Consider the following 14,716-nt stretch of genomic DNA (forward strand, 5'->3'; position numbering starts at 1 on the left):
TTATGGATGCGGGCCCGATCGCCCGGATTGGTGTTCGAAAACGCTTGGTTCCCCATCTCCGCCGTCAGGCTTCAAGCGCGCCGTCTCGAGGGATTCGTCGATCGCGCTCCCGGAGGGACTGTGCGCCAAGCCTTACGCGGCCCTGCGCCTGGTCCTGATGCTCCGGCGATTTGGGTGGAGACACCCATGATCTAGCGATCGTTGGACTATTTTCCAAGGGGTTTCTTGAAACCTGCGACAACCCGGTCCCGCGCCGCCAGGTCCTGGGTGGTCCGAACACCCTGCGCGCCGGCCGCCCGGAACAGGCTTTCCACCGGCGCCTTCTGGCTTGCGCCGATCTCCACAGCGAAGCGGCCGCCCGGCTTCAGGACCCGAAGGATCTCCGGCGCCAGCAGGCGGTAGGCGTCAAGGCCATCGGCCCCGCCATCGAGCGCCAGGCGCGGCTCGTGATCGCGCACCTCCGGCGCCAGGGTCTCGATCTCGGCGCTGGCGATGTACGGCGGATTGGACACCACCAGGTCATAGTGGGCGTCCGGCAGACCCTCGGCCCAGACCCCGTGCTCCAGGCTCGCCCGACCGGCAAGGCCCAGGACGGCGGCGTTTTCGCGCGCCACCTCCAGCGCCGCCGGCGAGACGTCGACCCCCAGGCCGCGCGCGCTGGGCCGCTCGGCCAGCACCGCCAGCAGGATGGCGCCCGATCCCACGCCCAGGTCCAGCATTTCGAAGGCCTCGTCCTCGGCGAACTCGCCCAGCACCACGTCCAGGATCGATTCGGTGTCCGGCCGGGGTGTCAGCACGTCCGGCGTGACCTTCAGCATGATCTTCCAGAAGCCCCGGCGGCCCAGGATGTGGCTCACCGGCTCGCGCGCCTCGCGCCGGGCCAGGAAGGACTCGAGGGTGGCCTCCTGGTCGTCGGTGAGCGGGCGATGCGGATCGGTGACGATCTCCGTGCGGCTGGCGCCGGCGGCGGCCTCCAGCAGCAGGCGCGCGTCGATCACCGGCCCGTCGATGTCGGCCCCTTCCAGGCGACGGCGGGCCATGGCCCAGGCTTTGACGAGGCTGAGCGCCATCGCGCGGGGGACTCCTTCTTCCGGCCGGTGCAACGGCTGGCCCCTCAATAGGGTCCCCGGGACGGATCGTCGAGCCAGCAGCGCCCAGCCGCCACCGCGCTCAGCGCATGGCGTCCACGTCGACGCCGGCCTTGCGCAGGCCGGCGACGAAGCGGTGCACGTCGGCGTAGCTGCGGCGGATGTTCTCGATCGAGCGCGGGCTCTCGTGCACCGCCTTGGGAATGATCACCCCGGCGCGGCCGAGGCGCCTGGCGAGCCCCATCTCTTCGAGGCGGGCCACATAGCGGCGGGTGGTCTCGTAGGGCAGCTGCAGCGACGCCGACAGGGCCAGCACCGAGATCGGACGGCGAAGCTCGTCCGGCGGCGCCTCGTCGAGCTCGGCGTAGCGGGCCTTGACCTCTTCATCCATGTGCTCGGTGTTCGCCGCCGTGATGGCGGCGTAGACCAGGCCCAGCAGCAGGTCGCCGCCGGCGGAATCGATCAGCAGCGCCGCCTGGCGCAGAAAGAACTGGCCGGTGACCCGCACGGCGGCGCGCTCATGGCGCGACGCCTTGGTCGTCGGCTCCGGCTTCAGGGCGAGGGCGTTCTTCATGGGCCCCATCCTAGCCGGTCATCGTCAACAGGAATGAACAGCGTTCCGCGACCAGGAGTCGCACAGCGAGAATGCAAATCCCAAGCAAGAAGGGCGCGGCCCCTTCGGTCCGCGCCCCCTGCAAGTCTGCGCTTTGCCGGCCGCGGGGGCCTGAGCGCTGTCTCCTAGGCCCGCTCGCCGCTGAGCGGCGAGGAGCCGAAGGCGCCGGCCTTGACGCTGCCGCTCATCTTGTCGCCGTCCACCGTGACGGTGAATTCCAGGGTGATCGGGAAGGGCTGGGTCAGCTGGCTGCTCCAGGTGAGCGTGTTGCCGTCCACCTTGCCGGAGATGTCGTTGGAGCCCTGCGGCGATTGCATGGTGCCCGAGAAGCTGGCGCCGTCGCTCTTGACGCTCAGCACGCCCTTCTGGACGCCCATGGGCGAATTGACAGTGGTGTTCCAGGTGCCGTCGACGGACATGGACGTCGTCTCCCGTTATGGTTGGGAGGCGGAGCTAATCAGCGCTTGCCGCGCGGCGCAAGCGTGACGCCACGTTCACTTTTGTGGATTTGGCGTGACACGCGCCGCAATTCCGGCGGTAGGCGGACGATTGCTGGCGAGAGGAAGCCCCCCTCGCCGTCCGGCGCAGCTACTCCGCAGCCATCGCCCGGGCGTTGCCGGCCTCGATTTCCTTGGCCTTGGCCTCGACCAGCTCGACGATGTGGTCGACCATCTTCTCGTTGTCCATCTTATGGTCCGGCTTGCCGGCCATGTAGACCATGCCCGAGCCCTTGCCGCCGCCGGTGAAACCGACGTCGGTCATCAGGGCCTCGCCGGGGCCGTTCACAACGCAGCCGATGATCGACAAGCTCATGGAGGTGGAGATGTGCGCCAGGCGCTGCTCCAGCTTGCCCACGGTGTCGATGACGTTGAAGCCCTGCCGGGCGCAGGACGGGCAGGCGATGATGTTCACGCCGCGGTGGCGCAGGCCCAGCGACTTGAGGATGTCGAAGCCGGCCTTGATCTCTTCCACCGGGTCGGCGGCGAGCGACACGCGGATGGTGTCGCCGATGCCGGCCCACAGCAGGCTGCCCATGCCGATCGCCGACTTGATGGTGCCCGAGCGCAGGCCGCCGGCCTCGGTGACGCCCACGTGCAGCGGGCAGTCGATCTGGTCGGCCAGCTGCTGGTAGGCGGCGACGGTCATGAACAGGTCCGACGCCTTCACGCTGATCTTGAACTCGTGGAAGTCCTCGTCCTGCAGCATGCGGGCGTGGAAAAGCGCGCTTTCCACCATCGCGTCCGGACAGGGCTCGCCGTACTTCTCCAGCAGCTCCCGCTCCAGCGAGCCGGCGTTGACGCCGATGCGCATGGAACAGCCGTGGTCGCGGGCGGCCTGGACCACCTCTTTCACGCGGGCCTTGCCGCCGATGTTGCCGGGATTGATGCGCAGGCAGGCCGCGCCCGCCTTGGCCGCCTCGATGCCGCGCTTGTAGTGGAAATGGATGTCCGCGACGATCGGCACGTTGGACTCGCGGGTGATCACCGGCATCGCCGCCGTGGATTCCTCGTCCGGGCAGGACACGCGCACGATGTCGGCGCCGGCCTCCTCCAGCTGGCGGATCTGGCCCAGGGTGGCCTTGGCGTCCGCCGTCAGGGTGTTGGTCATCGACTGTACGGTGATGGGCGCGCCGCCCCCCACCAGGACATTGCCGACACGGATCTGGCGCGATTGGCGCCGGTCGATCTGGCGCCAGGGGCGCACGTGGGTGTGATCTTCAATCGCCATGATTTGCCAAGGATAGGGTCAAACGTGCGCCAGCCCAAGGGGTCGGCTCGCCGCGGGGCGCACTATTAGCGTTCAGGAGCCGTATTGCGCCAGCGAGGTGGTGGGATCCTTCAGCGGACCGCGCGACACGCCGGCCACATAGGCCGACACCGCCGCCGGGTTGCCGGCGTCCACCGCCAGGCCCTTCAGCCCCGCAGGCGCGCGCCAGGCCTCGCCGGCCTTGAGGAAGGCGGTGAAGTAGATCGCCCCGGCCGCGCCGTGCACCGTCAGGGTGGTGCCCTTGGTGGCCTGCAGGATCAGGCCGACGCCCGGGGCAGGATCGCCGTAGATCTTGCCGTTCTGTACGAACGCCGAGCCGATCGGCGGAGCGTCGGCGTCTGCGGCGGCCCGCTCGGCCGCAGCCTTGGCGGCGTCGGCGGGGCTGGCCGCGCCGTTGTCGATCATGCCCGGCGGCACATAGGGCTTGGGCGTGGTGGCTTCCGGCGGCGGCGGCAGCGGCGCGCCCAGCGACACCACCCCTGTGGCCGGCTTGATCTGCGACACCGGCACCTGGCGGACGGCCCGCGGCTGGGCGGCCTCGTTGGCGGCCATGGCGTGGCGCGCCACGTTCCAGCCGATCAGCCCCAGCAGCAGCGCCCCGGCGACGCCGGCCAGGGGGCCGAAGCGCGGCGGCTTGTTGTGGCGCACGCCAATGGGGTTGCGAAGGGTGGCGTCGTGATCCGGCGCCTCGGACTTGAAGCGCGCCACCACGGCGTCGCCGTCCAGCCCCAGCGCCTGGGCGTAGGCGCGCACGTAGCCGATGGCGAACGGCCGCGACGGCAGGGCGGACATGTCGGACTGCTCGATGGCGTCGATGTAGCTGGGACGAATCCTCGTCATCTCCGCGACGGCGTCGACGGAGAGGCCCCGCGCCTCGCGGATCATGCGCAGGGACTGGCCGATGGTGTCACCCTCGAGGACCACCCGCTGGGAACGCCTGGCGTGGGCGCCCGATCCAAATCCGGGACTGCCGCCGGCTGTGGCGAAATCGGTAACCGCGCCCGTGTCCAGCGGCATGGCTACTAAATCCCCGACTCGCCCGCCATGGTTGGAGGGCCACCTAAGACGCACTAACGATGCTTCGTTAACGATGTGTTGTGAATATCAGCGAAACCGCGTGAATCCAATGGCCTAGACCGCGACATAAAGCTTCCTTGCGAGGGTCTCGATCTCGTTGCGCACGGATCCGCCGGTTCCCTTCAGCAACGCTTCCACGCCCCGCCGCGCGGCCTCGCGGTCGCACGACAGCACCATCTGCTTGACCGGCCCGATGCCGGCCGGCGGCATGGACAGGGCTTCGAAGCCCAGCCCCACCAGGGCGAAGGCCTCGAGCGGACGTCCGGCCATCTCGCCACAGACGGAAACCGGCGTGCCGGTCTCGGCGCACGCCTCGCGGATCGCCTTCAGCGCCCTCAGAGCGGGTGGCGAAAGCGGGTCGTAACGATCTGAAACCCTTGGATTTCCCCGGTCGGCGGCGAACAGGTACTGCATCAGGTCGTTGGTGCCCACCGAGACGAAGTCGGTCATCGGCAGCAGGGCGTCCAGGTGCCAGATCAGCGACGGCGCCTCGATCATCGCCCCGACGTCGAGGCGCGAGGGCGCCGCGCGGCCGCGGCGCTGGGCCCAGGCCACCTCGTGGTCCACCAGGGCGCGGGCGGCGCGGAACTCCTCCACCGAGGCCACCAGGGGGAACATCACCTTCAGCGCCCGGCCGTTGGCCGCGGCGATCAGGGCGCGCAGCTGCATGCGCAGCAGCGCCGGCCGGTCGAGGCCCATGCGCACGGCGCGCCAGCCCAGCGCGGGGTTGTCCTCCCGCTCGGCTTCCAGATACGGCAGCACCTTGTCGCCGCCGAGGTCGAGGGTGCGGAAGGTCACCGGCATGTCCCCGGCCACGTCCAGCACCCGGGCGTACAGCGCCGTCTGGGCGTTCAGCCGGGGCAGGTCCTCGGAGACCATGAACTGGAACTCGGTGCGGAACAGGCCGATGCCCTCGGCGCCGGTGTCGCCCAGGATGTCCAGGTCCACCGCCAGGCCGGCGTTCATCAGCAGGGTGACCTTGGCGCCGTCGCGGGTGAAGGCCGGCGTCTCGCGCAGCTTGGCGAACTCCGCCCGCCGCTGGGCGCGCACGTCCATGCGGGTGCGGATAGCCGCGACCACATCCTGCCGGGGCCGCAGATAGGCCTCGCCGGTCTCGGCGTCGACGATCACCGGGTCGCCCTGGTTCACCCGATCGCGCAGCCCCGCCAGGCGACCGACGCAGGGGATGTCCAGGGCGCGCGCGACAATGGCGGCGTGGCTGGCCGAGGAGCCTTCCTCCAGCAACAGGCCCCGCAGCTTGTCGCGATCGTATTCCAGGAGGTCGGCAGGCCCCAGGTTGCGGGCGATCAGAATGGCGTTCTCGGGCAGCACCCTGGCCGCGCCGCCGTCGCCGGACAGGTGGCGCAGCAGCCGGTCGTTGAGATCTTCCAGGTCGTGCAGGCGCTCGCGAAGATAGGGGTCGCGCGCCTGGCCGATGCGCGCGCGGTGCTCGGAGCGCACCCGCTCGACCGCCGCCTCCGCAGTCAGGCCCGAGTGCACGGCCTCCTCGAGGTCATGATTCCAGCTCGAGGAGTGGGCCAGCATCTTGTAGGCCTCGAGCACGTCGTACGAGGCGCCGAGGATGCCCTGGTGGCCATCCAGCATGGCGTCGATCTGAGTGCGCAGGTCGTGGATCGCCGTCGCCAGCCGGGCCTCTTCCGCCACCGGATCGTCGGACAGCAGCTGGCTGGCGGCCACGGGCGCCTCGTGCAGCACGGCCACGCCGTAGGCCAGGCCGTCGGCGAAGCGCGCGCCCTTCATCCGCTCGGCGCGGTGCGGCGCGATCTCGACGTCCTTCAGAACGTCCTGGCCGCCAGGCCCGCCCTGGGCGACCATCTCGGCCAGCACCATGGCGATGATCTGCAGGTCCTCGACCTCTTCCTCGCCATAGACGCGGCTGGTCCGGTTCTGCACCACCAGGACGCCGATGGCGCGACCGCCGCGCAGCAGGGGCACGCCGAGGAAGGCGTGGAACGGGTCTTCGCCCGTCTCCGGACGGTAGGAGAAGGCCGGATGGGCCGGGGCGTCGCTGAGGTTCAGCGGCCGGCCCATGCGCATGATCTCGCCGACGAGGCCCTCGCCCGGCTTCAGGCGGGTGACGTGGACCGCGTTGGGGTCCAGGCCCTCGGTGGCGAACAGTTCCATTTCGCCGGAGCCGCGGCGCAGGTAGATCGAGCACACCTCGGCCACCATCGAGATGGCGATGGTGCGCACCACCATGTCGAACTTGGCCTGCGTCGGACCCGCGCCGGCCATGGCTTCGCGAATCTGCCGAAGCAGACTGCGCGGCCCCCGTACGGCGAGTCCCGGTGTCGGCATGCGGGTCCCAGCCCCCTCCCTGTCCTTAGGGCGCCTATAGCAGGTTTTCCGGCGCGAACAGCCGCGTGGTTGCGAGAGGCGCCGCGCGATTTCGCCACGCCGCCCATTTCTTGGACGCCGCCGCCGGACAGCCCCGTCGCCACCCTTGCCCCCGCAGGTGGTGTGTCGGAAGCTGGCGACAAGGGCGCGCACGGCGATCACCGGACAAAGCCGCCCAAGGGGGCGGCATGCGCAAGGGCTGGTGGCTGTTCATCCTGGGCTGGGCGCTGATCCTTGGCGGCGGCGCGGTCGCCCGCAAGATCCAGACCGGCGGGGGCGTTCGCGTCGAGGATGTGCGCTTTCCGGGCGCCGGCGGCGCCACCCTGAGCGCCCTGCTCTATGTGCCCCCCAATGCCCTCGCCAGGAGCCCGGCGCCCGGCGTGCTGGCGGTGCACGGCTACATCAATTCCCGCGAGACCCAGGACGGCTTCGCCATCGAGCTGGCGCGCCGCGGCTATGTTGTGCTGGCGCTGGACCAGGCGGGCCACGGCTACTCCAGCCCGCCGGCCTTCGCGGGAGGCTTCGGTGGCCCAGCCGGCCTTGCCTACCTGCGACACTTGCCGATGGTCGATCCCACGCGGATCGGCCTGGAGGGACACAGCATGGGCGGCTGGACGGTGCTCGCGGCGGCGAAGGCCATGCCCGACGCCTACAGGGCCATGGTGCTCGAGGGCTCATCGACCGGCTCCGGCTTCGCCGCCGAAGGCGACGCCGCCTGGCCGCGCAACCTGGCCGTGGTCTACAGCCGCTACGACGAGTTCTCGCAGCTGATGTGGGGCGTGGCCCGTGCCCGGGACGTGACCACCAGCGCCAAACTGGCCCGCGTGTTCGGCGCGCCGGCGCCGCTGGTTCCCGGCCGGCTGTACGGCGACCTCGCCGCCGGGACCGGGCGGATGCTGTTCACGCCGACGACCACGCATCCGGGCGACCACGTATCGCCGGAGGCGATCGGCGACGCCCTCGCCTGGTTCGATCGCACCCTCGGCGCGCCCAGCCCGCGCGATCCCGCCGACCAGGTCTGGATGTGGAAGGAAGCCGGCACGGGCGTCGCGCTCTTCGGCTTCCTGGCGCTGGTCCTGGGGGCCTTCGACCTGCTGCTCGGCCTGCCGCCCTTCGCAGGCCTGCGCGCCGCGCCCTCGCCGCAGCGCACGCGACGCGACTTGCGCTGGTGGGCGGCCCTGGCGCTGGGGGCCGTGATCCCGGTGCTGACCTTCTACCCGTTCATGGGACTGGGCGCCCTGGCCGCCCCGCCCTCGGCCCTGTTCCCCCAGAGCATCACCAGCCAGATCATGGCGTGGGCGGTCCTCAACGCGGCGATCATCGCGGTGCTGGGTCTGCTGCTGCGGTCGCCGAGGACCGGCGTCCCCGCGCGGTGGCTGCCCAGCCTGGGGCTGGCCCTGGCCACCGCGGCCATCGGCTATGGCGCGCTCTGGCTCACGGACGTCCTGTTCAAGACCGACTTCCGACTGTGGGTGGTGGCGCTGAAGCTGATGGCGCCGTGGCAGTGGACGGCCTTCGCCCTCTACCTGGCGCCCTTCACCCTGTTCTTCGTCGTCGCCCTTTCGGCGCTGCACCGCAACCTGGCGGTGGCCGGCGAAGGCGCGGTCGCGACGGGCGCCACGGCGATCGCTGCGATGGCCGGGGGCTTCCTCGTGTTCCTGGCGGCCGAATACCTGCCGCTGTTCCTCGACGGCCAGCTGCTCACCCCCGACCAGCCGCTGAACACCGTGATCGCCATCCAGTTTCTGCCGCTGATGGCCGCCGTCGGCCTGGTCAGCGCCTTCGCCTGGCGGCGCACGGGCAGCGCGCTCCCCGGCGCCCTGGTCTGCGCCCTGGTGGTCACCTGGTACATGGTCGCGGGCACGGCCACCCACTGGGCCCCCGGCATGGCGCCGCCGCCAGCCGCGAAGCCCGCCCCAGCGGCCTCTAGCGCGCCGACCGCTCCAGCAGCTCGATGAGCTCCGCCGCCTTCTTGCGCTGCTCGGCGGCGTCGCCGCTGACGATGGCGCCCTCGATACAATGGTCGAGGTGCGTCTTCAGCAGCTCGCTCTCCACCTTGGCCAGAGCCGCCCGCACGGCACGGATCTGCGTCAGCACGTCGATGCAGTAGCGGTCTTCCTCGACCATCCGGTTGATCCCGCGCACCTGGCCTTCGATGCGGTTCAGGCGGTTGACGAGCTGTGGCTTGTTGCTGCGGTGCATGGCCTGAGGATATACCCCGCCAGGGTAATTGCAACATGCCCCATGGGGGTATATCTGCGGGGGTATGAGCCATGACCACGCCGCCCACGCCCACGCCTCGTCCGCCGAGGGTGCGACCGCCGAAGTCGCGACAGCCAGGGATCCGGTCTGCGGCATGACCGTGCGCCTGGACGCCGGCAAGCCGAGCGCCGAGCACGACGGCCGCACGTTCCATTTCTGCTGCGAGGGCTGCCGGACCAAGTTCACGGCCGATCCCGATCGCTATCTCTCGCCGCGCGCCCCCGAGCCGCCTCCGCCCGCCGGCACGATCTACACCTGCCCGATGCATCCGGAGGTCCGCCAGGTGGGGCCCGGGGCCTGCCCGAAGTGCGGCATGGCGCTGGAGCCGGAGGCGTTCTCCGCCGACCAGCCACCGAACCCCGAGATCGCCGACTTCACCCGCCGGCTGTGGATCGGCGCCGTCCTCACCGCCCCGCTGCTGGTGGCCGAGATGGGCGCGCACCTGTTCGGGCTGCGCCTGCCGTTGAGCGCCAGCGTCCAGGGCTGGGGCGAGCTGGCGCTGGCGACGCCGGTGGTGTGGTGGGCCGGCTGGCCCTTCCTGGAGCGCGGGGCGGCTTCGCTGAAGAGCGGCCACCTGAACATGTTCACCCTGATCGCCCTGGGGGTGATGGCCGCGTGGCTGTTCTCGACGGTGGCCGTGCTGGCGCCCGGCGTGATCCCCGCCGAGTTCCGCGGCATGGACGGCGGCCCGCCACTGTACTTCGAGGCCGCCGCGGTGATCGTGGTGCTGGTGCTGGTCGGCCAGCTGCTGGAATTGAACGCCCGCGAACGCACCTCCCACGCCCTGCGCGCCCTGCTGGACCTCGCCCCGGCCCGGGCGCTGCGCGTGCGCGCCGACGGGACCGACGAGGACGTCGCGGTAGAGGTGGTCAGGCCTGGCGACCGGCTGCGGGTGCGCCCGGGCGAGAAGATCCCCGTCGACGGCGAGGTGCTCGAGGGCCGCACGGCGGTGGACGAGGCCCTGATCACCGGCGAATCCATGCCGGTGGGCAAGGGGCCCGGCGACAGCCTGGCCGCCGGCTCGCTGAACACCTCCGGCGCCGTGGTGATGCGCGCCGACAAGGTGGGCGCCGACACCCTGCTGTCACAGATCGTCCAGCTGGTGGCGCAGGCGCAGCGCTCGCGCGCGCCGATCCAGGGGCTGGCCGACCGGGTCGCCGGCTGGTTCGTGCCCGCGGTGGTGGCCGCCGCCGTCGCCGCCTTCGCCGTCTGGGCGCTGGTCGGGCCGCAGCCACGCCTGGCGCACGCCCTGGTCGCCGCCGTCTCGGTGCTGATCATCGCCTGCCCCTGCGCCCTGGGCCTGGCGACGCCGATCTCGATCATGGTCGGGGTCGGACGCGGCGCCCACGCGGGCGTGCTGGTCAGGAACGCCGAGGCGCTGGAGCGCTTCGCCGCCGTCGACACCCTGGCCGTGGACAAGACCGGCACCCTGACCGAGGGCCACCCGGCCTATGCCGGCATCGAACCGGTGGGCGACTTCGACGGCGCGGTGCTGCTGCGCCTCGCCGCCAGCCTGGAGCGGTCCAGCGAACATCCGATCGCCCGCGCCATCGTCGAGGCCGCGGCGGCGCGCGGCTACGCCCTGGCCGAGGCGACGGACTTCGACGCCCCCGCCGGCCGCGGCGTGACCGGCACGGTGGAAGGCCGGCGCCTGGCCATCGGCAGCGCCGGCTTCCTGGCCGAACAGGGCGCGGATGCCGCGGCGCTCTCGGACTGGGCGCAGGCGAAGCGCTCAGAGGGGGCCACGGTGGTGTTCGTCGCGGTGGATGGGGCCGTCGCCGGCGCGCTCGCCGTCGCCGACCCGGTGCGCGAGGGGGCCAGGGCCGCGGTCGAGGCCCTGCACGCGGCGGGGCTGAAGCTGGTCATGCTGACCGGCGACAACGCGGTGACCGCCAGGGCCGTGGCGGACCGCCTCGGGATCGACGAGGTCCGCGCGGAGGTCTCGCCGGCCGGCAAGGCGCAGGCCGTGCAGGCCCTGCGCAAGGCCGGCAAGGTGGTGGCGATGGCCGGCGACGGGGTCAACGACGCCCCCGCCCTGGCGGCGGCCGACGTGGGTGTGGCCATGGGTGGCGGCGCCGACGTGGCCAAGGAGAGCGCCGGCCTGACCCTGCTGGGCGGCGACCTGTCGGCGCTTGTGCGGGCGCGGCGACTGTCGCGGGCGGTGATGCGCAACATCCGCCAGAACCTGGCCTTCGCCTTCGTCTACAACCTGGCCGGCGTGCCGCTGGCGGCGGGGGCTCTGTATCCGGCGTTCGGCTGGCTGCTGTCGCCCGCGATCGCCGCGGCGGCCATGTCGCTGTCGTCGGTGAGCGTGGTCAGCAACGCGCTGCGCCTGAACGCGGCGAAACTCTGAGCGGCGCGGACATCAGGCTGCAACGCGGGCGCCGTTCAAGGCCAGGCCATTGAACGCCAGCGTCGCCCGCCCATTCTGAAACCGTGCAGCAGACCCTTCCCGCCCCCTCCGCCCAGACGCTTGCCGAGCCGGACGGCCTGACCGGCGCCCCGCTCTACTGGGCCGTGCTGTCGGTCGCCATGGCCATCACCATGACGGTGCTCGACTCCTCGATCGCCAACGTCGCCCTGCCGGCGATCGCCCGCGACTTCGGCGCCCAGCCGGCCGAGAGCATCTGGATCGTCAACGCCTACCAGCTGGCGATCGTCGTCTCGCTGCTGCCGCTGGCCAGCCTGGGCGAGATCATCGGCTATCGGCGCATCTACCAAGGCGGCCTGGCGGTCTTCACCCTGGCCTCGCTCACCTGCGCCCTGTCGCACGACCTGGTGACCCTCAGCGCTGCGCGCACCCTGCAGGGCTTCGGCGCGGCGGGGGTGATGAGCGTCAACGGGGCCTTGGTGCGGTTCATCTATCCGCACCGGCTGCTGGGCCGCGGCATCGGCCTGAACGCCATGGTGGTCTCCGCCGCCTCGGCGGTGGGACCGTCCGTGGCCTCGGCGATCCTGGCGGTGGCGCCCTGGCCATGGCTGTTCGCGGTGAACATTCCGATCGGCCTGGCCGCCCTGGTGCTGGCGCGGCTGTCGCTGCCGTCCAATCCGCTGGCCGACCGCAGGTTCGACTGGCTCAGCGCCGCGCTGAACGCCGCCACCTTCGGCCTGGTGATCAGCGGCGTCGATGTGCTCAGCCGCACGCGTTCGAAGCTGCTGGGCGCGATGGAACTGGCGGGCGGCCTGCTGGTGGGCGCGTTGCTGGTGATGCGCGAGTGGCCCCGCCCCCGGCCGCTGGTGCCGATCGACCTGTTGCGCAACCGCACCTTCGCCCTGTCGATCGCCACCTCGATCGCCTCGTTCGGCGCCCAGATGCTGGCCTTCGTCTCCCTGCCCTTCCACTTCGAGAACGCGCTCGGCCGCAGCCAGGTGGAGACCGGCCTGCTGATGACCCCGTGGCCCGCGGCGGTGGCCGTCACCGCGCCCCTGGCGGGCTGGCTGGCCGACCGCATGTCGACGGCGGTGCTGTGCGGTGGCGGCCTGGCGATCTTCTCGGCGGGGCTGGCCGCCCTGGCCTTCATGCCGACGGACGCGACCGGCCTGGAGATCGGCTGGCGCATGGCGATGTGCGGGTTCGGCTTCGGCCTGTTCCAGGCGCCCAACAACCGGATGATGCTGACCAGCGCCCCGCGCGAGCGGGCCGGCGCCGCCGGCGGCATGCTGGCCACCGCCCGCCTCACCGGCCAGACCACCGGCGCGGTGCTGACCGCCATCCTGCTGCACCTGCTGGGCGCCCGCGGCGAGTTCGCCGCCCTGGCCTGCGCCGCGGTGTTCGCGATCGTCGCCGCGGGGTTCAGCCTGCTGCGGATCGGCGGCGGGAAGGGAACGCGCGCCGCGGCGGCCGTCTGAAGCCGCGGTTCAGGGTTCCTGGCGCGACGCCCGGACGAGCCGATCAGCGTTCCAGACAGTGGAGTCAATCGAGTCCAGGACGGTCTCGACCTCGGCGTCGCTCAGCCGATGGGGAGCCGCCGCTACGTCGCGGATGAAGGCCTTCCGCTCGTCCGCGGTCATGGCCCAGAAGCCGGCACGCTCGCCCTGAAGGGCGATCTCCCTGCCCATGGCATGGAGAAACTCCAGGGCCCACCCTGCTGCCGCCGCCCTCACCGGCTGAGGCTTGTCGGAGACCGAATCCACACCGCGGACCAGGGCGTTCACCCACGGATTGAGGAAGATGTCGCCGTGAAACGGCTCGCCGAACTTGGCCTTCAGCAGCAAGTGCATGAGGAGCATCAGCCCGCCGTCGCCACTGAAGGTGGCCGTCTTGCTCTCCGGATCGAAGTCGACGCCGGAGATCAGATTCACAGCTGGTCCAGCCCGTAGGCCGCGTGCAGGGCGCGGACGGCCAGTTCGGTATAGGCCGCCTCGATCAGCACGCTGATCTTGATCTCCGAGGTGGAGATCACCTGGATGTTGACGCCCTTGTCGGCCAGGGCCTGGAACATGGTCTTGGCCACGCCGGTGTGGCTGCGCATGCCGACGCCGATCACCGACACCTTGGCGACGTCCTCGTCCACCGCCACGTCCTCGAAGCCGATCTCCTTCTGGGCGGCGCGGACGATGTCCACAGCCCGGGCGGCGTCGCGCTTGCCGACGGTGAACTCCATGTTGGCCGCGCCCTCGGTGCGGGCGTGGCTCTGGACGATCATGTCGACGTTGACGTTGGCGTCGGCCAGGCGGCCGAAGATCTCGGACGACACGCCGGGGTGGTCGGGCAGGCCGAAGAGGCTGATCTTGGCCTCGTCGCGGCTATAGGCCACGCCGCTGACGATACGCTTTTCCACGATTTCCTCCTCGTCGCAGACGATGGTGCCCTGTCCCGGCGCTTCGCCGGGTTCGACGAAGCTCGACAGCACGCGCACCGGCACATTGTGCGCCATGGCGAGCTCCACCGAGCGGGTCTGCAGCACCTTGGCCCCCAGGGAGGCCATCTCCAGCATTTCTTCGTAGCTGACCTTGGCCAGGCGCCGGGCCTTGGCCTCGATCCGGGGGTCGGTGGTGTAGACCCCGTCCACGTCCGTATAGATGTCGCAGTCGCCCTTGACCGCCGCGGCGATGGCCACCGCGCTGGTGTCGGAGCCGCCGCGGCCCAGGGTGGCGATGCGGCCCTGCCGGTCGACGCCCTGGAAGCCGGCGATCACCGCCACCTCGCCCGCCTCGAGCGCGGCCGTCAGCTTTTCCGGCGGAATCTCGTCGATGCGCGCCTTGCCGTGGGCGTCGTCGGTGATGATCGGCACCTGCCAGCCCATCCACGAGCGCGCGCGCAGCCCCATGTTGCGCAGGGTCATGGCCAGCAGGCCCGCGGTCACCTGTTCGCCGGAAGCCACGACGACGTCGTATTCGTCGTCGGACGCATCGATGCCCTGGGCGGCCGCGCCGGCGCCGTCGGTCCAGGCCACCAGCTCGTTGGTCTTGCCGGACATGGCGGAGACGACGACGGCCACCTGTTTGCCGGTCGCGACCTCGGCCGCCACCAGCCGGGCCACGCGCCGGATCCGCTCCAGGTCGGCCACCGAGGTGCCGCCGAATTTCATCACCAGACGGGACAAAGCCG

At 71.2% G+C, this 14,716-nt stretch carries 12 protein-coding genes; 3 read left to right on the plus strand and 9 right to left on the minus strand.

Going from position 1 to position 14,716, the window contains the following annotated elements:
* Nucleotides 1–206 precede the first annotated feature (206 nt).
* The 6 genes from prmC to ptsP all read right to left on the minus strand — a co-directional run bounded on the left by prmC (nucleotide 207) and on the right by ptsP (nucleotide 6,864).
* Nucleotides 207–1,070, minus strand: coding sequence for a peptide chain release factor N(5)-glutamine methyltransferase (gene prmC, locus ACO2Q3_RS13945; RefSeq protein ID WP_423307448.1), 864 nt, complete (start codon nucleotides 1,068–1,070; stop codon nucleotides 207–209).
* Between the two features lie 100 nt (nucleotides 1,071–1,170).
* Nucleotides 1,171–1,662: a hypothetical protein gene (locus ACO2Q3_RS13950; RefSeq protein ID WP_423307452.1), complete on the minus strand. Its 492-nt coding sequence runs from the start codon at nucleotides 1,660–1,662 to the stop codon at nucleotides 1,171–1,173.
* 164 nt (nucleotides 1,663–1,826) lie between these two features.
* The gene (locus ACO2Q3_RS13955) at nucleotides 1,827–2,120 is read right to left on the minus strand and encodes a hypothetical protein (RefSeq protein WP_423307455.1); all 294 of its coding nucleotides are present in this window, start codon (nucleotides 2,118–2,120) and stop codon (nucleotides 1,827–1,829) included.
* Nucleotides 2,121–2,289: 169 nt separating this feature from the next.
* A complete protein-coding gene (ispG, locus tag ACO2Q3_RS13960) occupies nucleotides 2,290–3,429 on the minus strand; it encodes a flavodoxin-dependent (E)-4-hydroxy-3-methylbut-2-enyl-diphosphate synthase (RefSeq protein WP_423307457.1) in 1,140 nt (379 codons plus the stop codon).
* A 72-nt stretch (nucleotides 3,430–3,501) separates the two neighbouring features.
* The gene (locus ACO2Q3_RS13965) at nucleotides 3,502–4,485 is read right to left on the minus strand and encodes a helix-turn-helix domain-containing protein (RefSeq protein WP_423307459.1); all 984 of its coding nucleotides are present in this window, start codon (nucleotides 4,483–4,485) and stop codon (nucleotides 3,502–3,504) included.
* 114 nt (nucleotides 4,486–4,599) lie between these two features.
* Entirely contained in the window at nucleotides 4,600–6,864 is a 2,265-nt protein-coding gene (gene ptsP / locus ACO2Q3_RS13970) for a phosphoenolpyruvate--protein phosphotransferase (protein ID WP_423307461.1), read from the minus strand.
* Between the two features lie 227 nt (nucleotides 6,865–7,091).
* Between ptsP and ACO2Q3_RS13975 the strand changes: the two genes are divergently transcribed.
* Nucleotides 7,092–8,861, plus strand: coding sequence for an alpha/beta hydrolase family protein (locus ACO2Q3_RS13975; RefSeq protein WP_423307463.1), 1,770 nt, complete (start codon nucleotides 7,092–7,094; stop codon nucleotides 8,859–8,861).
* Here the strand turns inward: ACO2Q3_RS13975 and ACO2Q3_RS13980 are convergent.
* Nucleotides 8,830–9,105, minus strand: coding sequence for a metal-sensitive transcriptional regulator (locus ACO2Q3_RS13980; protein ID WP_423307465.1), 276 nt, complete (start codon nucleotides 9,103–9,105; stop codon nucleotides 8,830–8,832). The genes ACO2Q3_RS13975 and ACO2Q3_RS13980 overlap by 32 nt on opposite strands.
* Before the next feature lie 64 nt (nucleotides 9,106–9,169).
* Here ACO2Q3_RS13980 and ACO2Q3_RS13985 point away from each other — a divergent pair, with 64 nt between their 5' ends.
* Together ACO2Q3_RS13985 and ACO2Q3_RS13990 are read left to right on the plus strand one after the other, a co-directional pair.
* The gene (locus ACO2Q3_RS13985; protein WP_423307467.1) at nucleotides 9,170–11,518 is read left to right on the plus strand and encodes a heavy metal translocating P-type ATPase; all 2,349 of its coding nucleotides are present in this window, start codon (nucleotides 9,170–9,172) and stop codon (nucleotides 11,516–11,518) included.
* A gap of 83 nt (nucleotides 11,519–11,601) precedes the next feature.
* Complete coding sequence (locus tag ACO2Q3_RS13990) at nucleotides 11,602–13,014, plus strand: MFS transporter (protein WP_423307469.1); 1,413 nt, start codon at nucleotides 11,602–11,604, stop codon at nucleotides 13,012–13,014.
* 9 nt (nucleotides 13,015–13,023) lie between these two features.
* Here ACO2Q3_RS13990 and ACO2Q3_RS13995 read toward each other — a convergent pair whose 3' ends face one another.
* Both ACO2Q3_RS13995 and ACO2Q3_RS14000 read right to left on the minus strand, forming a co-directional pair.
* Nucleotides 13,024–13,467 carry a hypothetical protein gene (locus tag ACO2Q3_RS13995; protein ID WP_423307471.1) on the minus strand — a complete coding sequence of 148 codons (444 nt, stop codon included), beginning with the start codon at nucleotides 13,465–13,467 and terminating at the stop codon, nucleotides 13,024–13,026.
* Complete coding sequence (locus ACO2Q3_RS14000; RefSeq protein WP_423307473.1) at nucleotides 13,464–14,711, minus strand: aspartate kinase; 1,248 nt, start codon at nucleotides 14,709–14,711, stop codon at nucleotides 13,464–13,466. Before ACO2Q3_RS14000 ends, ACO2Q3_RS13995 begins: the two co-directional genes overlap by 4 nt.
* Nucleotides 14,712–14,716 lie beyond the last annotated feature (5 nt).

This window comes from Caulobacter sp. KR2-114 (assembly GCF_049446115.1).
GTDB lineage: Bacteria > Pseudomonadota > Alphaproteobacteria > Caulobacterales > Caulobacteraceae > Acaudatibacter.